The following is a 21,767-nucleotide window of genomic DNA, read 5'->3' as shown; positions in this document are numbered from 1 at the left end:
GGTGGGCCCGTACCCGGGTACGGGCCCACTACGCGGTGTGCGGCTTCGCCCCGGCGGAAGCGGTGTGGAAGCATCTCGACCATGGTGAGTCTCGGGTCCCGGACGAACGCGGAACCCCCCTCCCGGCGTCGTCCGTGGCGGCGGGGAGGCCGGGGAGGGTCGATGCTGGGCATGCGCACCGTCGCCGGCCAGGCCCTGGTGCTCCAGGTCGTGCTGGCGCTGCTGATCGTCGCTGCGGGCGTGGCCGCGCTGCTGCTCCAGGCGGAACGTTACAGCGAGCGTGCGGCGAAGGACCGGTCCCTCGCCGTGGCGCAGAGCCTCGCCCGGTCCCCCGGCATCGTCGAGGCCCTCCGCTCCCCCGACCCCACGAGCGTGCTGCAGCGGCGGGCCGAGGCGGTCCGGGAGCGCACCCGGGTGGACTTCGTGGTGATCACCGACGATCAGGGCATCCGCTACACCCATCCCGAACGCGACCGGATCGGCAAGAAGTTCGTCGGGGACATCGAGACGCCGCTCGGCGGGCGGGCGGTCACCGAGACCATCGACGGCACGATCGGACGGCTGGTGCAGGCCGTCGTCCCGGTGAAGGACGAGCAGGGCGACGTCGTCGGCCTGGTGTCGGCCGGGGTGCTCACCAGCGCGGTGGGCGACGTGGTGGACCGTCAGCTGCCGGTGCTGCTCGGCGGCGCGGCGGTCGCGCTGGCGGTGGCGACGACCGGCATGGTGCTCGTGGGCAGGCGGCTCAGCAGACAGACGCACGGTCTGGGCCCGGCCGAGATGGCCCGGATGTACGAGCACTACGACGCGGTGCTGCACGCCGTGCGCGAGGGCGTGCTGATCGTCGGCGGCGACGGGCGGCTGCTGATGGCCAACAACGAGGCGCGCCGCCTGCTGTCCCTCCCCGCCGACGCGGAGGGCCGCCCGGTCGTCGAGCTGGGCATGGACGCGCACATCACCGAGCTGCTGGCGACCGGCCGGGTGGCGACCGACGAGGTGGTGGCCTCCGGCGACCGGCTGCTCGCCGTGAACAACCGGCCCGCCGACCGGCACGGCAGCCCGGCCGGGGCCGTGGCCACGCTCCGCGACACCACCGAGCTGCACGAGCTGTCCGGCAAGGCGGCGCTGGCCCGCGACCGGCTGCGCCTGCTGTACGACATCAGCGTGACCGTGGGCACGACGCTGGACGTGCGGCGCACCGCCCAGGAACTGGCCGAGGCGTCCGTGCCCGGCTTCGCCGACTTCACCACGGTGGACCTGCTGGACGGTGTGCTGGCCGGTGAGGAGCCGGGGTCGGCGTCGTCGGTGGAGATGCGCCGGGCCGCCCTCAGCGGTATCGCGGAGGGGCCGCCGTTCTTCCCCGTCGGCCGGCTCATCCGGTTCGTGGAGTCGTCTCCGCAGGCCCAGGGCGTCGGCCGGGCACGCGGGGTACTCGCCGCCGACCTGCGGGAGTCGCCGGGCTGGCAGGCGCAGGACCCGGAGCGCGCGCAGGCCCTGATGGACTACGGCATCCACTCGATGATCACCGTCCCGCTGCGGTCCCGGAACACCGTGCTGGGCCTGGCGAACTTCTGGCGCACGGAGGGTTCCGAGCCCTTCGAGGTGGACGACCTGTCGCTCGCCGAGGAGGTGTGCGCCCACGCAGCGGCCTGCGTGGACAACGCCCGCCGCTTCACCCGCGAGCACTCCATGGCGGTCACCCTCCAGCAGAGCCTGCTGCCGAGCGGGCTGCCGGAACAGCGTGCCCTGGAGGTCGCCTACCGCTACCTGCCGGCGCAGGCCGGGGTGGGCGGCGACTGGTTCGACGTCATCCCGCTGCCCGGTGCCCGGGTCGCGCTGGTCGTCGGCGACGTGGTGGGGCACGGCCTGCACGCGGCCGCCACGATGGGACGGCTGCGCACCGCGGTGCACAACTTCTCCTCCCTCGACATGGCGCCCGAGGAGCTGCTGGGCCGGCTGAACGAACTGGCGCTGCAGAGCGATCCGGACGGCGCGGACCTCAGCGGCGCGGGGCTGACCGGCGCGACCTGCCTGTACGCCATCTACGACCCGGTGGCCCGGCGCTGCACCGTCGCCCGGGCGGGACACCTGCCGCCCGCGGTGGTGGCGCCGGACGGCTCGGTGGCGTTCGCCGAGGTACCGGCCGGGCCGCCGCTGGGCGTGCCCGGGCTGCCCATCGAGTCGGCCGAGATGGAGCTGGCCACCGGCAGCCGCCTGGTGCTGTACACCGACGGGCTGGTGGAACGGCGCGGCCGGGACATCGACCACGGCCTGGGCCTGCTGCGGGACGCACTGGCCGGTGCGGACGGCGACGGCGCCGAGGAGACCTGCCAGGGCGTGCTGGGGACGCTGCTGCCGCAGCAGCAACAGCAGAAGGACGACATCGCGCTGCTGGTGGCCCGGACCCATTCGGTGCCCGCCGACCGGATCGCCGAGTGGGACGTGCCCTCGGACCCGGCGGCGGTCGCCGCGGTGCGCGCCGCGGTGGGCGAGGTGCTCGAACGGTGGGGGGTGTCCGAGGAGGCGTTCGCGACGGAGCTGATCCTGAGCGAGCTGGTCACCAACGCGATCCGCTACGGTTCCAGCCCGGTCCGCGCCCGGCTGATCCTGGACCGTGCGCTGATCTGCGAGGTCTGGGACGGCAGCAGCACCTCGCCGCACCTGCGGCACGCCGCCACGATGGACGAGGGCGGCCGCGGGCTGTTCCTGGTCGCCCAGCTCTCGGACCGCTGGGGCACCCGGTACACGCCGAACGGCAAGGTGATCTGGACCGAACAGCCGGTGGCCCCCGCCGCGCAGGCCTGACGGGTCGTCGCAGGCCCCCGCGGTCACCCGCAGGCCGGTGTCGCCCGCGGGCCGGTGTCACCCGGCGACGTTGCGTCCGACCGTCCAGACCAGGGCCGTCGCGACGATCGCGGCCGTGCCGAGGCGGGTCGGCTCGGGGCGGTAGTGACGGCCCCGCAGGCCCTCGCGCAGCATCCGCGTGAACAGGTACGCGGCGGCCGGCAGCCCGAGCAGGAGCATCGCCGCGTTGTCGTGGAAGGCGGCGACGACATCGCCGTGCAGCAGGTCGTACGTCATGCGGGTGCCGCCGCAGCCCGGGCAGAGCAGCCCCGTCGCCCACTCCAGGGGGCAGCGGGGCAGGAGCTGACCGGGCTGGTGCGGGTTCGTCCGGTACAGGTAGGCGGCACCGGCAGCGGCGAACGCGGCCAGCCCGGCGGGCAGCGCCAGCGGGTGGCGCAGTGCCGCACGGAGCCGGACGAGGCCGCCACCGGCCGCCGCGCCCCCGTCAGCCGCCACGCAGCACCCGGCCGTCGCTGTCGGTCGCGTCCTTGTTGGTGAGCGTGATGATGCCGTCGATGAGTGCCCAGAAGCCGAGTCCGCCGCAGGTGAAGAGCTGGGCGAGCGCGATGCCGACGTGGCCGGTGTAGAACCGGCCGATGCCGAGGCCGCCGGCGAACAGCGTCAACACGCCCGCGACGATGCGGGACTTGTCGGAGTAGGGCCGCCCGTACGGGTCGTAGCCGTAGGGCGCCGCCGGGTCGTAGCCGTAGGGCACGGGCATCGCGCCGGGCTGGCCGGGGTAGCCGTAGCCCGGCTGACCGGCGAACTGCTGGCCGTACTGCGGGTCTCCGTACTGCTGGCCGGCGAACTGCTGGCCGCCGTACTGCTGGCCGTACGGGTCGGCGCCGTACGGCGGCTGCGTGCCGTAGGGCGGCGGGGTGGTGGGCTGAGCACCGGGCGGCGGGGTGCCGGGCTGCGGGCTGGGCTGCTGGGGGTAGCCGTAGCCGCCGGCCGGGGGCTGCTGCTCCGGGTACGGGTTCTGGTGCGGATCGGACATGGCGCTGGACCCCCCGAGGGACGCGGATGGTGACGTGGGGCCGAGCGGAGCCCCTGGCATCATCCTGCCAGTTCCGGCCCCCGGCCCGCACACCCGCTGCAGAGGCCGGTTCCCGCCGGCCCGCGCAGGCGCGTCCGGTGCGAGAATCGGCGGATGACCGACGAGGAGCGGGCGGCGCTGCGGGCGCGGCGGACGGCGGCGGTGAACGGCTGCGACCGGCTGCTGTCGGCGGGCAGGTGGCCGACGATGCGCGAACGGCTGACGCGGCTGGAGAGCTACGACCTGGACGGGCCGCCGGACATGTACGGCGACGGCCCCGTGGCGGGGCTGGAGCAGCGCGTCGCGGAGCTGCTGGGCACCGAGGACGCCGCGTTCTTCCCCACCGGGACGATGGCGCAGCAGGTGGCGCTGCGCTGCTGGGCGGGCCGCACGGGCAACGCCACGGTCGCCCTGCACCCGCGGGCGCATCCGGAGGTGCACGAGGGCGGGGCCCTCGGCGCGGTGGCCGGACTGCGCACGGTCCACCCGACGCGGGAGGAGCGGCTGCCGGACGCGGCGGACGTGCGCGACCTGGCGGAACCGTTCGGCACGCTCATGCTGGAACTGCCCCTGCGGGACGCCGGGTTCGTGCTGCCGTCGTGGGAGGAGCTGACGGCGACCGTGGCGGCCGCGCGGGAACGCGACGCGGTGGTGCACTTCGACGGCGCCCGGCTCTGGGAGTGCACGCCCCACTTCGGGCGGCCGCTGCCGGAGATCGCGGACCTCGCGGACAGCGTCTACGTGTCGTTCTACAAGTCGCTGGGCGGCGTCTCGGGAGCCGCGCTGGCGGCCTCCGCCGACCTGGTCGCGGAGGCGAAGGCGTGGCGGCACCGGTACGGCGGGCTGCCGTTCCAGCAGTGGCCGGCGGTGCTGTCCGCGCTGTACGGGCTGGACCACGAGCTGCCGCGGCTCCCGGGGTACGTCGCGCACGCGGCGACCGTCGCCGCGGCGCTGCGCGAGGCGCTGGCGGCGGAGGTGCCGTTCTTCCGCGTGCATCCGCAGACGCCGTGCACGCACCAGTTCCAGGTGTGGCTGCCGTACCCGGCGGACGTGCTGAACGAAGCCGGGCTGCGGCAGGCGGAGGAGACCAAGACGCTGGTGTTCGGCGTCTGGCAGGAAGGTCCGCTGCCCGGCCTCTCGCACACGGAGGTCACGGTGTCGGCGTCGGCGCTGGAGTGGACGGAGGAGGACGTCGCGGACGGCACCGCGCAGTTCCTCGGGTTCCTGCGAGCCGGGTCGCCCCGGAGCACTCACCGGTGACCTGAGTCAGAGCTTCGGTAGCAGTAGGCGGCGAATCTCCGACGTCAGGTCACTGGAGACGCCGCGGCGGGTCCCCGTCGTCCTCGCCGTCCGGTCCGGCGTCCCCGGGCCCGCCCGCGTCCGGCCGGCCGTCGTCGGGGCCCTCACGGTCGGCGGGGCGCACCGCGCCGCCGCCCCGGCCGCCCCAGTGGCGGCCGACGTGCCTCCGGAAGCGGTGGGACAGCGTGGTGGCGGCCGCGGTGAGGAAGACCAGGTTGTACGTGATCTGGATGACCGCCAGCAGCCGGGACGTCTGTCCCCGCGGGTGGATGTCGCCGTAGCCGACCGTCGCCAGGGTGACGACCGTGAAGTACAGCGCGTCCAGCCGGGTGCGCAGTCCGTGGAACTGCCCGGGCTCCTTGGCCAGCGTGTAGTACGCCGCGGAGAACGCGAGGACCGTGAGTGCCACCAGGAGCGGGATGACGAAGCCCGGATGCACGCCCCTGCGGTCCAGCAGCACGTCCCGCATCTGCTTGAGCAGCAGCACGGCGATCAGCGTGAGGAGCAGGACGAAGACGGACCAGCCGATCACGGGGCGCTCGGAGCCGAACGCGTCGAGTGGCAGCAGGAAGTACCCGGTGACCATGAGGGCCGTCACCACGCTGAGGGCTCCCCAGATCCGTTCCGGGTTCCGCCTGCCGCCCCGGCCGTCGTCCCGCACGTCCGTCCCGTCGCCGCGGTAGCCGGGGCGCTACCGTTCCGGCATCGGCGCGGGCGCCCGGGTCCCGCCCTCCCGGGGCCCCACGTCCCGGATTCCGAGCTGCACCGCAGCCTGCATGGCCTCTCACCTCCGGCTTCGACGTCCTCGTCGGTCACCCGCCGCGCGGGCCGGGGTCGGGAACCGGGGCCGGGTACCCCGCCGCCCCGCCCTCACGCGCCCGGAACGGTCGGGCGGGCCGGCGGGGCCGGTGAGCGAGCGGCGGTGCGGTCAGCAGATGCGGGGCAGCTGCTCCCCGAGCGGCAGGTCGACGACCCGGGTGCCGCCCAGGCCGGTGCGGGCGACGACCATGCCGGGGTGGTCGGCGACGCACGCGCCGATGACGGCCGCGTCGGCGCCCAGCGGGTGGGCCCGCATCGCTTCCAGCACCGCGTCGGCGTGATCGCGGGGCACGAAGGCGACCAGCTTGCCCTCGTTGGCCACGTACAGCGGGTCCAGGCCGAGCATGGCGCAGGCTCCGGCGACGGGCTCGGGGACGGGCAGGTGCCGCTCGTCGACGGCCACGCCCACACCCGCCGCGGCGGCGATCTCGCCGAGGGCCGCCGCCACTCCCCCGCGTGTCGGGTCGCGGAGCACGTGCAGGTCGGGGGTGACGGCGAGCATCGCCTCGACCAGTCCGCCCAGCGGGGCGCAGTCGCTCTCCACCCGCACGTCGAACTCCAGCCCTTCGCGCAGGCTGAGCACCGCGATGCCGTGCAGGCCGATCTGCCCGCTGACGAGCACCACGTCACCGGGCCGGGCGCGCTGCGGGCGGATGTCGACGCCGTCGGGGATCAGGCCGATGCCGGCGGTGTTCAGGTAGACGCCGTCGCCGTGGCCGGCCTCGACGACCTTGGTGTCCCCGGTGACGATCTCCACTCCCGCCGTCCGGGCGGCGGCGCCGATCGCCTCGGCGACACGGGCCACGACGGGCATCTCCACGCCCTCCTCCAGCACCACGCCGCAGGACAGGTACGCCGCGCGGGCACCGCTCATGGCGAGGTCGTTGACGGTGCCGTTGACGGCGAGGTCGCCGATGGAGCCGCCGGGGAAGAACAGCGGGCGCACCACGAAGGTGTCGGTGGAGAAGGCGAGACGGGCGCCGCCGAGGGTGACGGCGGCGGAGTCGGCCATCGTGGCGAGCGTCTCGCCGCCGAAGGCGGGGGCGAAGACGTGCTCGACCAGTTCGGCGGACAGGGCGCCGCCGCCCCCGTGGCCCATCACGATGCGCGGCTGGTCGCGCAGCGGCGCGGGGCAGGTCCAGCCGGAGAAGTCGGGTGCCGGGTGGCCGGCGGTGCGTTCGGCGGTGGTCTCAGCCAACGGTGGTCGCCTCCTGCGCGGTGGTGGTGCTCACGGGGCCGCCGAGGCGGCGGTAGAGGTAGTACGCGGCGCAGGCCCCCTCGCTGGAGACCATCGTGGCGCCGAGCGGCGTGCGCGGGGTGCAGGTGGTGCCGAACGCCTCGCACTCGTTCGGCTTGAGCAGCCCCTGCAGCACCTCGCCGCTGCGGCAGGCGGCCGGCTCCGCGGTGGTGATGCCGCGGACGGGGAAGCGCTCCTCGGCGTCGTAGTCGCGGTAGCGCTCGGAGAGCCGCCAGCCGCTGTCGGGGATGACGCCGATGCCGCGCCAGGCCCGGTCGGTGACCTCGAAGACGTCCGCCAGCATGGCGCGCGCGGCCGGGTTGCCCTCGGGGCGCACGGCGCGGGCGTAGGCGTTGTCGACGGTGTGCTCGCCGCGTTCGAGCTGCTGCACGGTGCGGCGGACGCCCTCCAGGATGTCCAGCGGCTCGAAGCCGGTGACGACGATCGGCACCCGGTGACGTTCGGCCAGCTCCGGGTACTCCTCGACGCCCATCACGCTGCACACGTGCCCGGCCGCGAGGAAGCCCTGCACCTGGCAGTCCGGCGAGGTCATGATGGCCTCGATGGCGGGCGGGACGCGGACGTGCGAGACCAGCAGGCTGAAGTTGCTGATGCCGAGCCTGCGCGCCTGGTACACCGTCATGGCGTTGGGCGGGGCGGTGGTCTCGAAGCCGACCCCGAAGAACACCACCTCACGGTCCGGGTTCTCCTGCGCGAGGCGGAGCGCGTCCAGCGGCGAGTAGACGACGCGCACGTCGCCGCCCTCGCTGCGCACCCGGAACAGGTCGCGGTCGGTGCCGGGGACGCGGAGCATGTCGCCGAAGGAGCAGAAGATCACCCCGGGACGGGCGGCGATGGCCAGCGCCTTGTCGATGACCTCCAGCGGGGTCACGCACACCGGGCAGCCGGGCCCGTGGATCAGGCGTACCTGCTCGGGCAGCAGCTGGTCGATGCCGTGCCGGATGATGGTGTGCGTCTGTCCGCCGCAGACCTCCATGAGCGCCCAGGGCCGGGTGACGGTGGTGTGGATGTCGTCCAGCAGGCGCCGCGCCAGCTCGGGGTCCTGGAACTCGTCGATGTACTTCACCGGGCCTCCTCCGCCGTGTCCTGGGCGGCGGGGACACGTGCTGCTCCGCCGGGCCCCTCCGCCGCGTCCGTCGTGGCCGCCGCGTGCGGTACGGGCTGCCCGCTCTCCTCGGCCGCCTGCAGCCAGGCGTCGCCGAACTCCTCCTCCAGAAGACCGAGTCCGGCGAAGAGTTCGAGGGTCTGCCGCGCCGACTCCTCGTCCAGCCGCTGGAGCGCGAAGCCGACGTGCACGATGGTGTACTCGCCGACCCGGAGGTCGGGCACGTACTCCAGGCACACCTCCTTCACCACGCCGCCGAAGTCGACCTCGGCCATCCGGGTGCCGTCACGCTCCTCGATGGTGAGCACCCTGCCGGGTACCGCCAGACACATGGGCTCCTCCTCGCTCTCGGGATTCGTCGGGGCGGGGCCCGGCCGGGCCGGCAGGGTCCTCGCGGGCGGCGAGCACCAGCTGACCGAGCGCCAGCCCGCCGTCGTTCGGGGGGACGAGGCGGTGGGTCAGGACGGTGAAACCGTCCGCCCTCAGGCCCCGCACGCAGTCGCGCGCGAGCAGCGCGTTGGCGAACACGCCGCCGCTGAGAGCGACGGTGTCCGTGCCGTGCCGGTCGCGGGCGGCGGCGCACACGCGCCGCACGAGGCGGGCGACGCAGGCGTGGAAGCGGGCGGCGATCGCGCCCGGCGCGTCGCCGCGCCGCACCGCGTCCGCCACCGCGCGGATCACCGGCGCCGGGTCGGCGATCAGCGGCCCGTCGTCCCTCGGCCGGTCGTGCTGCCGTGCCGGGGGCCGGAGCGCGAAGTCCGCGTCGTGCGCGGGGTCCGGGCTCTCCGTGCCGTGCTCGCCCAGGTGCGCGTGGGCGGCGGCCTCGAGTTCGACGGCGGCCTGGGCCTCGTAACCGGCGTGGTGGCAGATCCCGGCGAGGGAGGAGACCGCGTCGAACAGCCGACCCATGCTGGACGTGGGTACGCAGTGCAGGCCGCGCTCCAACTGGCGTGCCAGCAGTCGCAGTTCGTCGGGGGCGCAGGCCGCAGCCGGGGGCAGCGCGGGGTCCCACGGGAGCCCGGCGGCGTGCAGGTGGGACAGCGCCATCCGGCGGGTGTGGCGCACGGCCGCGTCGCCGCCGGGCAGCGCCGCGTAACCCAGGTGCGCGAAGCGCCGGTAGTCGTCATAGCCGGCGAGCAGGAACTCGCCGCCCCACACGGCACCGTCGTCGCCGTAGCCGGTGCCGTCGAAGGCCACGCCGAGCACCGGGCGGGCGCCGTCGTGCCCGGCTTCGGCCATCGCGGCGGCGACGTGCGCGTGGTGGTGCTGGACCTGCCGCAGCGGCCGGCCGGCGGCGTGGCGCCGGGCCCAGCCGGTACTGCGGTAGCCGGGGTGCCGGTCGGCGGCGAGGACTTCCGGGGTGACGCCGGTGAGCCCTTCGAGCGCCGCTTCGGCGTCGGTGAAGGCGGTGAGGGTCGCGAGGTCGTCCATGTCGCCGATGTGCGCCGAGAGCCAGGCGCGTCGGCCGCGACCGAGGCAGAAGGTGTTCTTCAGGTCGCCGCCGACGGCCAGGGCCGGGCGTACGGGGAAAGGCAGGGTGACGGGGAACGGTGCGTGGCCGCGCGAGCGGCGCACCGGCAGCGTCTCGCCGTCCACCACGCGCAGCACGGAGTCGTCGCACGGCACGTGGATGGGACGCTCGTGGACGAGCCACGCGTCGGCGAGTCCCGCGAGCCGTTCCAGGGCCTCGTCGTCGCCGGTGACGATGGGCTCACCGCCGAGGTTGCCGCTGGTCATCACCAGCAGCCGGGGGCCGGGCGGGTCCCCGGGGAGCCCGAGCAGCAGATGGTGCACGGGGGTGTAGGGCAGCATCACGCCCAGGTCGGCGCTGCGGGGGGCGACGGCTTCGGCGAGCGGCACCGCGTCCGCGGGCACGTCGGCGGCGGGGCGGCGGCGGAGCAGCACGATGGGCCGGGCCGGGCCGGTGAGGAGGTCCCGTTCGGCGGTGCCGAGGTGCACGCGGGGCGCGAGGTCGGCGAGTTCGCGGGCCATCAGGGCGAACGGCTTGTCGCCGCGGGCCTTGCGACGGCGCAGCGTCCGTACGGCCTCGGGGTTCGCGGCGTCGCAGGCCAGGTGGTAGCCGCCCAGGCCCTTGACGGCCACGATCGCCCCGGCGGCCAGCAACTCCCGCACGCGGGCGACCGGTTCGCCGTCGTACTCGGTGTGGTCGGCGGGGTCGGCGGGGCCGCCCGGGACGCCGGTTCCGCCGCCGTGGGCGGGAAGCAGCAGGCGCAGCCGGGGGCCGCAGGCGTGGCAGGCGACGGGCTGGGCGTGGAAGCGGCGGTCGGCCGGGTCGGCGTACTCGCGGGCGCAGTCCGCGCACATCGGGAAGCCGGCCATGGTGGTGTGCGCCCGGTCGTAGGGCAGGGCGGTGACGATGGTGAAGCGCGGCCCGCAGTGCGTGCAGGTGAGGAAGGGGTGCCGGTACCGCCGGTCGGCGGGGTCGCACAGTTCGGCCAGGCAGTCGGCGCAGGTGGCGGTGTCGGGGGAGACGAGGGTACGGGCCGCCGCGCCGCCGCGGGACTCGTGGATGGCGAAGCCGGCCGAGCCGCCGGTGCCGGTGGCGGGGAGCGGTTCGGGGGCGACGGACTCGACCAGGGCGAGCGGGGGTGCGTCGGTGGCGAGCCGTTCGAGGAACGCCGCCACGGCTCGCTCCGCACCCTCGGCCTCGGCCACGACCCCCTCGGGGGTGTTGGCGACGTGGCCGTGCAGTCCGAGTTCGGTGGCGAGCGCGTACACGAAGGGGCGGAAGCCGACGCCCTGCACCACACCGCGCACGGTGACCCGGCACCGGCGTCGTTCCGGGGCCGCGGTGGCTGCCGCAGCGGGCAGGGCGTCGGCGCTCATGTCAGCGGGCGTGCTCGTGGACGTGCGGGTGGGCGTGGTGGCCGTGGTGCCCGTGGTCGTGGTCGTGGTCGTGGTCGTGTCCGTGGTCGTGCCCGTGCGCGTGTCCGTGGTCGTGGGAGGTGCGGGCCAGCACCGGCCGGTGGACGGGCCCCCCGTCGTGCGCCGCCAGGGCACGGTCGAGCACCTCGCCGCTCCCCTCCCCCGTCCGCGCGGAGGTGAACAGCACCTCGACGCCGGGGTTGACCTGCTGCACGTTCGCTTCGAACGCGGCGCGGTCGAAGCTGACCGCGGCCGCGATGTCGTTCTTCGTGACGACCACCAGGTTCGACAGCCCGAAGGCGGTGGGGTACTTGAGCGGCTTGTCCTCCCCCTCGGTGACGGAGGCGAGCGCGATCCGCAGGGTCTCGCCGAGGTCGTACGAGGCCGGGCAGACCAGGTTGCCGACGTTCTCCACGAACAGCAGCCGGGTGTCGTCCGGCAGCCAGCCCTCCAGGTGACCGCGGAGCATGTGCGCCTCCAGATGGCACAGCCCGTCCGTGCAGACCTGCTTGACGGGGACGCCGGAGCGGGCGAGGCGCACCGCGTCGTTCTCGGTCGCGAGGTCGGCGGTGAGCGCGGCGACCGGCACGCCCCGTTGGCGAGCGTGCCCGAGTTCGGTCTCCAGCAGCGCGGTCTTGCCGCTGCCCGGGCTGGAGAGCAGGTTGACCACGGTGGTGCCGCGGGCGGCGAGGTCGGCGCGCAGCGTCCGCGCGCTGTCGTCGTTCTTGGCGAGTACGGCCTGTTGCAGGTCGACGGCACGGCACATGGTCAGCTCTCCTCGGGCACCGGGGCGGACGGGACGGGGTCGGGGCGGGCACCGGAGCACCGGAGCGCGGTGATCCGCAGTTCCCGGCCTGCGAGCAGTTCGGTGTCCGCCCCGTCGCACTGCGGGCAGGCCAGGCGGGGCGGCATGCCCGTCGCCCACGCGTGGTCGCAGGCCGCGCAGCGGGCACGGCCGGGGACGGCGTCGATCAGCAGCTCGGCGCCTTCCAGGACGGTCCCGGCACAGGCCAGGGAGAAGCTGAAGCGGAGGGCGTCCGGGACGACGCCGGCGAGTTCGCCGACCTGGAGCCGGACGCACTCGACGGCGCCGGTGACGTCCTGCGGCGGCGCCTCCTCGACCTGCTGCACCACCGCCATGGCGATGGACATCTCGTGCATCGTGGTCTCTTCTCGCGTGGACGTCGGGGTGCGCGGCGCCTCCTGCTGCCCGTCCGCTCATTAGAGGGCGGGCCCGGGTGGGCCCCGGGCTGACACGCCGCCACGGCCGGGGCGGCTGGCCCGTTCGGCTCAGGTGGGGCCGCCGGCCGCCGCTCCCGCCTCCGGGTGCGGCAGGAGGTCGGCAATCAGGTCGTCGACGAGTTCACGCACGAGCAGCACGGCCTCCGGCACGGCCGCGGCCACCGGCCGGGACAGGCCCATCCCCTCCTCCACCGTCTCGGGCACGCAGCCGACGACCAGCACCCGGCTCGGGCCGGCCTCACCGGTGCCTTCGGCCAGGGTGTCCAGGAGGCCCAGCACGGCGTCCGGGGTCATGCGGTGGCCGTCGACCACGGCGACCGGGCCTCCCGCGGGGTCGGGACCGGGTTCGATGACGCGGAGCGTGCCGGGCGGGTCGTCCCCGGGTACGGCGTCGACGAGGACCAGGCCCGCGTAGCCGTCGAGCAGCTGGTAGGCGAGGTGGACGCCGCGCACGCCGGTGTCCTGCACCTCCACGCCCGGTGGCATCGTCTCCTCGCGCAGCCGGCGCGCGGTCTCGACGCCGAAGCCGTCGTCACCGAGGAAGATGTTGCCGATGCCGGCGACGAGGATGCGGCCGGGCGCGGTCTCCGGGCCGGTGTTCGCGTCCGCGCTGCCGACGGCCGGGCCGTTCACCTGCGGACGGTTCGTCTCCGGGCCGTTCGTCTCCGGGCTGCTCACGCATCCTCCGGGAGGGCGACCTCGTCGGGCTGGAAGTACCAGTAGCGGCGCTGGGCACGGCGCAGTTCGGTGCCCGGGTCGCCCTCGACGGTCACCGCGAGGTGCACGGAGCCGTCCACGTCGTGCAGCACCTCCTCCACCACGGCCGTGCGGCCGTCGAGGAAGACGTCCTGGGCGTCGCTGCGGCGCTGTCCGGGCCGCAGCACGACGCGGTCTCCGGCGCCGATCGACGTGCCCTGCACCTGCACCCGGTCGCGCGCGGGGTCCACGCCCCGTTCGGCCTCGGGGTGCCACCAGGGCGTCTCCTCGGCGGTGGGCTCCGTACTGCCGGCCATGCGTCGCGCCTTTCGTCGGTGCGGTCGTGCGGTCTGAGGTCGGTCGGGCGGGGTGCCGGGTGGTCAGGGGCGGGCGGCGAAGCGGGGCTGCGGGGCCCCGGCGGGCGGGGCCTCCTTGCGGACGAACGCCGCCCGCAGCGCGTGGTACGGCGCGCCGGGGTCGTCGAACACGGCCCGCATCGCGGCGAGTTCCTCCGCACGGTGGTCGGCCAGGGGCCTGCGCGCCTCGCGCGCCTCCAGGTCGGACTTCTTCGCGCCGATGCGGCGTTCGGTCTCGGCCGAGCCCACCGTCCGAGCGGCCCGTGCGGCCGTCTCCGTGGCGAACCCCTGCGGGGAGGTCTCCAGGACGCGGTCCACCAGTCCGATGCGGTGGGCGGAGTCCGCGCCGACCGGAAGCGCCCGTTCGGTGAGGTCGCGGGCGGTGTGCGGGCCGACGCGGCGGGGCAGGGTGGCGGTCCAGTACTCGGAGCCGGGCAGGCCCATCAGCCGGTAGTGCGGGTTGAGCACGACGCCGCGGCGGCACCACACCTCGTCGGCGGCCAGCGCCAGCATCACGCCCCCGGCCGCCGCGTTGCCGCCGAGGGCGGCGACCGTCAACCGGTCGGTGGTGGTGAGAACGGCCCGCACCAGGTCGTTCATCGCCTCGATGTTGGACCACGACTCGGCGGCGGGGTCGGCGGCGGCCTCGATGACGCCGAGGTGGATGCCGTTGGAGAAGAAGTCGCGGGCGGGGCCCAGGACGAGCACCCGGGTGGGGCGGGTGCAGGCGTAGCGGTAGGCGTCGAGCAGGCGGCGGCAGTGCGCGGTGCTCATCGCGCCGCCGGGGAAGGAGAACTCCAGGAATCCCGTGGCACCCTGCTCCCGGTAGCGGATGTCCGACCAGGCCGTACGTGCGTCCGGGCCCCCGTGCGCCCCGGGTCCGGGCGCCGCCTCCGGGTTCAGCGGGACCGGTTCCTCGGGCAGGTCGGGCAACCGGTCTCCGAGGGCGGTGACGGCGGGCAGCGCGATGCCGCGCCGGCCGTCCGTGCGTCGTTCGCGCAGGACGGGCAGCCACACGGCGCCGTCGGCGGTGGCCCGGCACACCGCACCGGCGCGGACTGCCAGGAGCGTGCCGGGCCGCCCCCGCAGCCGGTACTCGGGGTGCCCGCCGTGCAGGAACCATTCGGCGCCGAGCAGGGTGTCGCGTACGCCCGGCTGGGAGTCGGCGGCGCGGAGGATGCGCAGCACGTCGGCGGTGGTGTGCCGGTGCCAGTCCAGGCGCCGGTCGGCCTGCCGCATCGCAGGCCGCACGCACACCTCGGCGCCCAGCGCCGGGTCGTCCTGCCGGGAAGGGGTGTGGGCGCCGGAGGCGAACCGTTCGACGGCGAGGTGCACGGCGGTCAGGGCGGCGTCGGCGATCTCGCCGCGGTACAGGTCGCTCTTCCCCCTTTCCGGGAGCGGGCACGGGGCCCAGGCCCAGACGCGTCCGGCGTCCATCTCCGCCTCGGCCTCGAGGACGGTCACGCCCCAGCGGCGCGCTCCCCCGGCGACGGCCCAGTCCAGGGAGGACGGCCCGCGGTCGCCGGGCGGTCCGGGGTGCACGACCAGGCACGTGTGGGCGGTGAACACCTCGCGGGGGATCGCGGCCCTCAGCATGGGCGCGAGCACCAGTCCGGGACGGTGCCGCCGTACGGCCGTCCGGATCGCCTCGCCGTCGGCGACCGTCTCCACGGCGACGTCGTGGCCGCGTGCGGTCAGCTCGGCGTGGACGCGTTGGGTGAGGCTGTTGAAGGCGCCGGCCACCAGCAGAATGTGCAACGTCGACCTCCCGGCCGTCCGGGGCGCGGCCCGCTTCGGCGGGCCCGATCCGCGGCGATCATGCCCCGGAGGTGCGCCGGACGGCCGGACGGCCCGCCCACGGGTCACCCGATAGCCGTGCGTTCCCTCCGCCGACGAGCGGAAGGGCGGCCGGTGCTGCGACGCCCGGTGACCGTCCGCGCCACGCCCCGGACGGTGCGGTGCCGGCGGACGGCCGGCGGGGGACGGTCAGCGGCGGCGGACGGTGCGCAGCAGCCGCAGCGTGCTGTCCCGGCGGAACCGCGCGAGGACCGCGACGAGGATCAGCGCTCCGAGCGGCGGGACGGCCATGGCCGGGCCGTGCACGGCGAGCTCCAGGACGACCGCACCGGCCATCATGGGCACGAAGCACAGCGCGGCGAGCCCGGCCATGCGCGGCACCAGCAGACCGATGCCGCCGGCCAGCTCGGCCACGCCCACCAGGTACATGCAGGGCAGGCCCAGCCCCAGCTCCGCGAACGCCTCGGGGGACCCGGCGAGTCCGCCGAGCTTGAGCACGCCGCCGTTGACGAAGAGGAGCGCGGTGACGATCTGGAGCGTCCACAGCGCCACGTTCGCCTTGCGGCTGCGGGGCGGGGAGCCGAGGGTGGAGGGGGTGGCATCCGCCCGGGTGGCGGTTGCCGAGGTGGCTGCGGCTGTGGTCGTGGTCGCGGTGTCCGGCGTCGAAGCGGTCATGGTCCCGGCCTCTCGTTGCGAGGGTGTGGCGTGTCGCACAGGGTGACGGCGGCCGGGCCGGAAACTCATCGGTGGGGCCGGCGAACGGCGGTCGCGGTCGTTTCGGGGGCGATTGTCAGACCCCGGTGCCAGGATGTCCCCATCCGCATCGGAGCTCCTGTGAGAGAGGGCGTGGACCATGGCGGAGAACCAGGTCAGCGAGGATTTCCCGAAGCTTGCCGATCCCTTCCGGCGTGAGCTGCTGGCCCACTGCTACCGGATGCTCGGCTCCGTGCACGACGCGGAGGACCTGGTGCAGGAGACCTACCTCCGCGCCTGGCGGGCGTACGACAGGTTCGAGGGCAGGTCCTCGATGCGCACCTGGCTGCACCGGATCGCCACCAACACCTGCCTGGACGCGCTGGAGAGCCGTGGCCGGCGCCCGCTGCCGACCGGCCTGGGAGCCCCGAGCACCGACCCGGTGGACGACCTGGTCGAGCAGCGCGAGGTGCCCTGGCTGGAGCCGGTGCCGGACGCCATGGTGGGTGCGGACGGCGCGGACCCGGCGGCGATCGTGACGTCGCGGGAGAGCATCCGGCTGGCGTTCGTCGCCGCCCTCCAGCACCTGCCGCCGCGGCAGCGTGCGGTGCTCCTGCTGTGCGAGGTGCTGAAGTGGAAGGCCGCGGAGGCCGCGGACCTGCTCGGCACCACGACCGCGTCGGTGAACAGCGCGCTCCAGCGCGCCCGCGCGCAGCTCGGCAAGGTGGCCCCCAGCGAGAGCGGGACGAGTGAGCCGGTCTCCGCGGAGCAGCGCGAGCTGCTGGACCGGTATGTGACGGCCTTCGAGAAGAAGGACATGAAGGCCATCGTCGGGCTGTTCACCGAGGAGGCGGTCTGGGAGATGCCGCCTTTCACCGGCTGGTACCAGGGCCCGGAGAGCATCGGCACGCTCATCGACCTCAACTGCCCGGCCGGTCCGGACGAGCTGCGCCTGATACCGACGGCGCTGAACGGCCAGCCCGCGTTCGCGATGTACATGCGCGGCGAGGACGGGCGTTTCCTGCCGTTCAGCACGATGGTGCTGTCGCTGGAGGGCGACCGTGTGTCGCACGTCGCCGCGTTCTTCGACCTGAGCCTGTTCGAGACCTTCGGGCTGCCGGACCACCTGCCCGCGAGCACCGCCCCGGCGCACGCCGGGGCGGCGGAGCACGCCTGACCGGCGGTGCTCCGCGCCCGGCGGCTACCGTTGCCGGCATGGAGATCTGGATCAATCCCGCCTGTTCGAAGTGCCGCAGCGCGGTGAACCTGCTGGACGAGGAGGGCCGGGAGTACACCGTCCGCCGCTACCTGGACGACCCGCCGGGCGAGGAGGAGCTGCGCGCGGTGCTGGACCGGCTGGGTCTGGAGCCGTGGGACATCACGCGGACCCAGGAGGCGGCCGCGAAGGAACTGGGCGTGACGGACTGGCCGCGCGACGCCACGTCCCGCGACCGCTGGATCGCCGCCCTGGCCGGGCATCCGAAGCTGATCCAGCGGCCGATCATCACGGCCGACGACGGTACGGCCGTGGTGGGCCGCAGCGAGGAGGCGGTCCGGGACGTGCTCTCCCGCTGATGAAGCCCCGCCGGGGTAGGGGTGCATCCCGGGTTCCGGATCTGCGGCGCGCGCCGGCCACCGCGGCGCACGTCCCTCACAGGGCCGGCCGGAAGGCGGGGGACGGCGGCCGGCAGGCGCCCGACGTGCCGCGCGGGCCGCGCCCCCCCTGCGGCCGGACGGCCCGTCCGCGTCAGCGCGCGGCGGCGGCGCGCCCGGTGTCCAGGCCGGGCACCGCGCCGAGGGCGGCCTCCGCCCCGGCCAGGATCTCCGTCACCCGGACGCCGAAGCGCAGGTCACAGGCGTCCGGCGTGCCGGTGCGCACCGCGCGGAGCAGGGCGTCGAGCGCGTGGCCGAAGGACTCGGCCGGCGGCTCCTCGCGCTCGGGCAGCACGGCGACGCCGGCGGGTCCGCGCACCTCGGCGGTGACGCCCGCGGCGCCCGGCGGCACGGTGTGGCTGACGGTGACGGTGCTGGAGGCTCCGCCGTGGTGCCGCAGCGTCAGGTGCACGGTGTCACCGGGGCCGGCCACGGCCGCGACGTCGGCGACGTCGCCGAGCACCGGCAGCAGGACGGACAGCGCGTGCGGGCCGACGTCCCACAGCGCGCCCTTCTCCTTGCGCCAGGGTGAGGCCGCGTACGGGGAGTCGGCGCCGCCGAAGACCGGCGACAGCCAGTCGGCGCGGCCGAGCAGCCAGTCGCCCGCGGCGGCCCGGGCGTCGATCCAGCCGGCGGTGGTGGGGCTGAACCGCAGGGTGAAGAACACCACGGAGGCCACGCCCGCGCGTTCGGCGGCGGCGGCGACCTCCGCGGCGCCGCCGGGAGTGGTGGCGACCGGCTTGTCGAGCAGGAGGTGGCACCCCGCTTCGGCGGCACGTACGGCCAGGGGTGCCTGGATGTCGGGCGGCAGGGCGACGGCCACCGCGTCGCAGTCGGCGAGCAGCGCGTCGACGTCGGAGTGGGCGCGGATGCCGAAGCGGTCCGCGAGTTCGGCGGCGGCCTCGGGCCGCCGTCCCCACACGCCGGCGAACTCCACGCCGGGGTGGGCGTCGAGGGCGGGCGCGTGCGTGGCGTGGGCCCACGGTCCGGTGCCGAGCAGGCCGAAGCGGAGGGGTGCGGGCGGCGGCGCGCCGTGCGGGGTGCCGGGCAGGTCGTCGTGCGGCGTCGTCATCGGCATGCCGACAGCGTAGGCCGTCCCGTACGCCGGGCGGCGCGCCGCTTCTCGCGCGAGCGGCGCGCCGGCCGTGCCCGGGCCCTTTCGTCTCCGGGCTCCTGCGGGGTTCGGGGTGTGCGTCGTCGGTGCCGTCCCCGGCCTTCGCCGGGCTCCGGTCACGTGGCGCGGCCGCTCCTGGCCGCCACGCCGACGCAGGCCACGCCCAGAAGGAAGGCGAGGCCGCCGACGATGATGTTGTTCCAGATGATGCCGGCGTCGGGACTGTCGCCGACCACCCAGGACGAGACGATGATCCATGCGCCCATCGCGCACATGGCCCAGCTCAGGCCGTACATCCGCTCCGGTGTCACGGTGAATCCGAGTGCCAGCAGGGCGATCGCGATGCCCATGATCAGGGCGTGCGTCGTCAGTGCGGGCTGGTTTCCGGAGTAGTGCACCACCCAGGGGGACACGGCGCAGTACAGGCCGACGAGGAAGACCGGCCCGTCGACGAACGCCACGTCCCTTCCCTGGAGTACGCGGGAGTACCTCTCCCGCATCTCCGTCGCGTCGGGGTGACCCGCCAGGTCTCCCCGGTGAGACACATCGGCCATCCGACTCGCCTCCTACTCGTGTCGCAAGTCCGACCGCGTGGTGCTCAGCCGTGCGACATATACATGTCGCCTCTCCCATTGTGCGCGCCGGAACGCCGAAGAGGTAGATACCCGGACAAAAAGGTTGACGGGGTAACCACGTTTCCCGCCGGGGGTGGTGACAGCACCACCCCCGGCGGGGTGGCGGCACCCGTGTGCGGCGGCCCGGCCGACGCCAGACTGAGCGGCGGAGGTGAGGGCGGTGGCTCAGGGAGAGGACCGGCTGCGCCGGTGGAGAGATTCGGTGGTGGCGACGGTGCGGGCTTTCGCGCTCTGCCTGCTGTCGCTCGGGGTGTCGCTCGCGCTGTTCATCGTCACGGTGGTGTCGCTCGCCTTCCTGCTGCTGGGCGTCGGCTTCCTCACGACGCCCGCCGTGCTCACGCTGGTGCGGATGCACGCCAACCAGCGGCGCGCCCTCGCGCACGACTGGGCGGGCCTGACGATCCCGGCGCCGTACCGGGCGTTCCCCCCGACGAGGCGCGGCGGACCGGCCGGGCAGGTCGAGCGGTGCACGCTGCTCCTGCGCGATCCGGCGACCTGGCGGGACGTCCTGTGGCTGCTGGTGGACGCGGTCGCCGGTTTCGTCACGGCGCTGCTGCCGGTGGCGCTGATCGGCTACGGCGTCGAGGGGCTGGTGCTGCTCGCCGGGCTGTGGCACGCGGTCTCCGGCGCCTACTGGTACGCGTTCATCCCCGTCTCGGGCTTCGGCAGCGCGGTGCTGTGCGCCGCCCTCGGTACGGCGCTGATCGCCCTCGGTCTGGTGGCCAACCCGGCACTGCTGCGCGCCCACTTCCTCCTCGCGCGGGCGCTGCTCGCGCCGACGCGGGAGGCACGGCTGGAGCAGCGGGTGCGGCGCCTGGCCGAGACCCGTCACGACGCGGTGGACGACTCCGCCGCCGCCCTGCGGCGCATCGAACGGGACCTGCACGATGGCGCGCAGGCCCGGCTGGTCGCCATGGGGATGGACCTGGGCACCGCTCTGGCCCTGATCGAGAAGGACCCCGCGGGCGCCAAGGCGCTGCTGGCGCAGGCCCGTTCGTCGTCCGCGGCCGCCCTGACCGAACTGCGCGACCTGGTGCGCGGCATCCACCCGCCGGTGCTCGCCGAGCGTGGCCTCGCCGACGCGGCGGAGGCGCTGGCGCTGCGCTGCGGCGTACCGGTGGAGACCGACATCGACCTGCCCGGCCGGTACGGCGAACCCGTCGAGGCGGCGGCCTACTTCGCGATCAGCGAGGTGCTGACCAACGCGGCCCGGCACGCGGGCGCCCGACGCGTCTGGCTGGACCTGCACTTCGCCCCGGCACCGGGCGGCGGGGGCGCGCTGCGCGTCGCCGTCACCGACGACGGACGGGGCGGTGCCGACCCGTCCGCCGGCAGCGGCCTGCGCGGCGTGGAACGCCGGCTGGCCGGGTTCGACGGCGTCCTCGCGGTGAGCAGCCCGCCCGGCGGCCCGACCATGGTGACCATGGAGGTGCCGGCCGCCCCCGCGGCGGAGCCGGTCAGTTCCCCTTCCGGGCCCCGCCGTTGACCTGCACGATCTGGCCGGTGACGTGACCCGCGCCGGGCGAGCAGAGCCAGTGCACGGTGTCGGCGACGTCCTCGGGGACGCCGGCCCGGCCCGTGTCGGTCTGCTCGACGAGGACGCGCCTGCGTGCGTCGGTCATCCCGCCGCGGAAGAACTCGGTGTCCTCGATGTAGCCGGGCGCCACGGCGTTGACCGTGACGCCACGCGGCCCGAGGGCCCCCGCCAGGTCGTAGGCGTACGGGTGCAGCGCGGCCTTCGCGGCGGCGTAGGAGCCGGTGCCGGAGCCGCGGAAGGCGGCGATGGAGCTGAGCAGCACCACCCGGCCGCCGGGCGAGGCGAGCAGGTCGCGCAGCCCTTCGGTGAGCAGCACCGCGGTCAGCACGTTGGACCGGAAGTTGCCGGTCCAGTGCGCGGCGGCGCCCGCCAGTCCCTTCGTCGCCTCCGCCGGAGCGCCGATCTCCACGTTGCCGCCGGCGTTGTTGACCAGCACGTCGACCCGGCCGTACCGCTGGGCCAGTTCCGCGCAGAGCTCCTCGACCTGCGCGGGCTCGGCGAGGTCCACGGCCCGGGTGCTCACTTCGGCTCCCGCGACACGCGCCCGGAGGTCGTCCGCCGCCGTCTCCAGCACTTCCGCCCGGCGCCCGAGCAGCACGACCCGGTCGCCGTCCCGCGCGAAGCGCTCCGCCGTCGCCCGGCCGATGCCGGTCCCGCCGCCGCTGATCACGCTCACCCGTGCCATACCCGGTGCTTCTCCTCCGTGCCCGATGTGTTCGACCTGCACACGCTATGTCACCGCGCGCCGCGCCGCAGGGTGTTTCGGGGTCCGCCCGGCGACCCGCCCGCCGCCGGGCCAC

The 21,767-nt window shown here is 75.1% G+C and carries 20 protein-coding genes and 1 pseudogene; 5 read left to right on the top strand and 16 right to left on the bottom strand.

What is annotated here, in order from left to right; genetic code table 11:
- The first annotated feature begins 162 nt into the window (after positions 1–162).
- Positions 163–2,802, top strand: a complete 2,640-nt coding sequence (locus RM572_RS12690; protein ID WP_311673416.1) for a SpoIIE family protein phosphatase — start codon at positions 163–165, stop codon at positions 2,800–2,802.
- A gap of 57 nt (positions 2,803–2,859) precedes the next feature.
- On the opposite strand, the gene RM572_RS12685 is transcribed toward RM572_RS12690, so the two are convergent.
- Positions 2,860–3,297 carry a DUF2752 domain-containing protein gene (locus RM572_RS12685; RefSeq protein ID WP_311673415.1) on the bottom strand — a complete coding sequence of 146 codons (438 nt, stop codon included), beginning with the start codon at positions 3,295–3,297 and terminating at the stop codon, positions 2,860–2,862.
- Positions 3,287–3,838, bottom strand: coding sequence for a TM2 domain-containing protein (locus RM572_RS12680; RefSeq protein ID WP_311673414.1), 552 nt, complete (start codon positions 3,836–3,838; stop codon positions 3,287–3,289). Before RM572_RS12680 ends, RM572_RS12685 begins: the two co-directional genes overlap by 11 nt.
- A 153-nt stretch (positions 3,839–3,991) precedes the next feature.
- Here RM572_RS12680 and RM572_RS12675 point away from each other — a divergent pair, with 153 nt between their 5' ends.
- Positions 3,992–5,137 (top strand): threonine aldolase family protein, encoded by a 1,146-nt coding sequence (locus RM572_RS12675; RefSeq protein ID WP_311673413.1) that lies wholly within the window; start codon positions 3,992–3,994, stop codon positions 5,135–5,137.
- 49 nt (positions 5,138–5,186) lie between these two features.
- On the opposite strand, the gene RM572_RS12670 is transcribed toward RM572_RS12675, so the two are convergent.
- The 11 genes and pseudogenes from RM572_RS12670 to RM572_RS12620 all read right to left on the bottom strand — a co-directional run bounded on the left by RM572_RS12670 (position 5,187) and on the right by RM572_RS12620 (position 16,010).
- On the bottom strand, positions 5,187–5,777 hold the full coding sequence (locus RM572_RS12670; RefSeq protein WP_311673412.1) for a potassium channel family protein: 591 nt from the start codon (positions 5,775–5,777) through the stop codon (positions 5,187–5,189).
- Positions 5,778–6,104: 327 nt separating this feature from the next.
- Positions 6,105–7,193, bottom strand: a complete 1,089-nt coding sequence (gene hypE / locus RM572_RS12665) for a hydrogenase expression/formation protein HypE (RefSeq protein WP_394813591.1) — start codon at positions 7,191–7,193, stop codon at positions 6,105–6,107.
- A complete protein-coding gene (gene hypD / locus RM572_RS12660; protein WP_311673411.1) occupies positions 7,186–8,319 on the bottom strand; it encodes a hydrogenase formation protein HypD in 1,134 nt (377 codons plus the stop codon). The genes hypE and hypD overlap by 8 nt, the downstream gene beginning before the upstream one ends.
- Entirely contained in the window at positions 8,316–8,690 is a 375-nt protein-coding gene (locus tag RM572_RS12655; protein WP_311673410.1) for a HypC/HybG/HupF family hydrogenase formation chaperone, read from the bottom strand. The genes hypD and RM572_RS12655 overlap by 4 nt, the downstream gene beginning before the upstream one ends.
- Positions 8,644–11,205, bottom strand: a complete 2,562-nt coding sequence (gene hypF, locus RM572_RS12650) for a carbamoyltransferase HypF (RefSeq protein ID WP_311673409.1) — start codon at positions 11,203–11,205, stop codon at positions 8,644–8,646. Before hypF ends, RM572_RS12655 begins: the two co-directional genes overlap by 47 nt.
- Position 11,206: 1 nt before the next feature.
- Positions 11,207–12,010 carry a hydrogenase nickel incorporation protein HypB gene (gene hypB / locus RM572_RS12645; RefSeq protein WP_311673408.1) on the bottom strand — a complete coding sequence of 268 codons (804 nt, stop codon included), beginning with the start codon at positions 12,008–12,010 and terminating at the stop codon, positions 11,207–11,209.
- 2 nt (positions 12,011–12,012) lie between these two features.
- Entirely contained in the window at positions 12,013–12,405 is a 393-nt protein-coding gene (locus tag RM572_RS12640; protein WP_311673407.1) for a hydrogenase maturation nickel metallochaperone HypA/HybF, read from the bottom strand.
- Positions 12,406–12,534: 129 nt separating this feature from the next.
- Positions 12,535–13,119: a hydrogenase maturation protease gene (locus RM572_RS12635; protein ID WP_394813596.1), complete on the bottom strand. Its 585-nt coding sequence runs from the start codon at positions 13,117–13,119 to the stop codon at positions 12,535–12,537.
- Between the two features lie 41 nt (positions 13,120–13,160).
- Positions 13,161–13,469: pseudogene (locus RM572_RS12630) on the bottom strand (hypothetical protein); the annotation flags it as partial.
- Between the two features lie 93 nt (positions 13,470–13,562).
- Positions 13,563–15,296: a hydrogenase maturation protein gene (locus RM572_RS12625; protein WP_311673406.1), complete on the bottom strand. Its 1,734-nt coding sequence runs from the start codon at positions 15,294–15,296 to the stop codon at positions 13,563–13,565.
- A gap of 228 nt (positions 15,297–15,524) precedes the next feature.
- The gene (locus RM572_RS12620) at positions 15,525–16,010 is read right to left on the bottom strand and encodes a DoxX family protein (protein ID WP_311673405.1); all 486 of its coding nucleotides are present in this window, start codon (positions 16,008–16,010) and stop codon (positions 15,525–15,527) included.
- Between the two features lie 178 nt (positions 16,011–16,188).
- Here RM572_RS12620 and RM572_RS12615 point away from each other — a divergent pair, with 178 nt between their 5' ends.
- Entirely contained in the window at positions 16,189–17,205 is a 1,017-nt protein-coding gene (locus RM572_RS12615) for a sigma-70 family RNA polymerase sigma factor (RefSeq protein ID WP_311673404.1), read from the top strand.
- Positions 17,206–17,243: 38 nt separating this feature from the next.
- A complete protein-coding gene (locus RM572_RS12610; protein ID WP_311673403.1) occupies positions 17,244–17,603 on the top strand; it encodes an arsenate reductase family protein in 360 nt (119 codons plus the stop codon).
- A gap of 172 nt (positions 17,604–17,775) precedes the next feature.
- Here RM572_RS12610 and RM572_RS12605 read toward each other — a convergent pair whose 3' ends face one another.
- Positions 17,776–18,753, bottom strand: coding sequence for a Gfo/Idh/MocA family protein (locus tag RM572_RS12605; protein ID WP_311673458.1), 978 nt, complete (start codon positions 18,751–18,753; stop codon positions 17,776–17,778).
- Between the two features lie 158 nt (positions 18,754–18,911).
- On the bottom strand, positions 18,912–19,349 hold the full coding sequence (locus RM572_RS12600) for an SPW repeat protein (protein ID WP_311673402.1): 438 nt from the start codon (positions 19,347–19,349) through the stop codon (positions 18,912–18,914).
- 241 nt (positions 19,350–19,590) lie between these two features.
- Here RM572_RS12600 and RM572_RS12595 point away from each other — a divergent pair, with 241 nt between their 5' ends.
- Complete coding sequence (locus RM572_RS12595; protein ID WP_394813590.1) at positions 19,591–20,916, top strand: sensor histidine kinase; 1,326 nt, start codon at positions 19,591–19,593, stop codon at positions 20,914–20,916.
- Here RM572_RS12595 and RM572_RS12590 read toward each other — a convergent pair.
- Positions 20,888–21,652, bottom strand: coding sequence for an SDR family NAD(P)-dependent oxidoreductase (locus RM572_RS12590; protein ID WP_027763031.1), 765 nt, complete (start codon positions 21,650–21,652; stop codon positions 20,888–20,890). The two genes, RM572_RS12595 and RM572_RS12590, sit on opposite strands and share 29 nt — an antisense overlap.
- Between the last annotated feature and the right edge of the window lie 115 nt (positions 21,653–21,767).

This window comes from Streptomyces hazeniae (assembly GCF_031845485.1).
GTDB classification, from domain to species: Bacteria; Actinomycetota; Actinomycetes; order Streptomycetales; family Streptomycetaceae; genus Streptomyces; species Streptomyces hazeniae.
The sequence above is the reverse complement of the archived record's forward strand: the minus strand, read 5'-3'. Positions and strand labels throughout refer to the sequence as shown.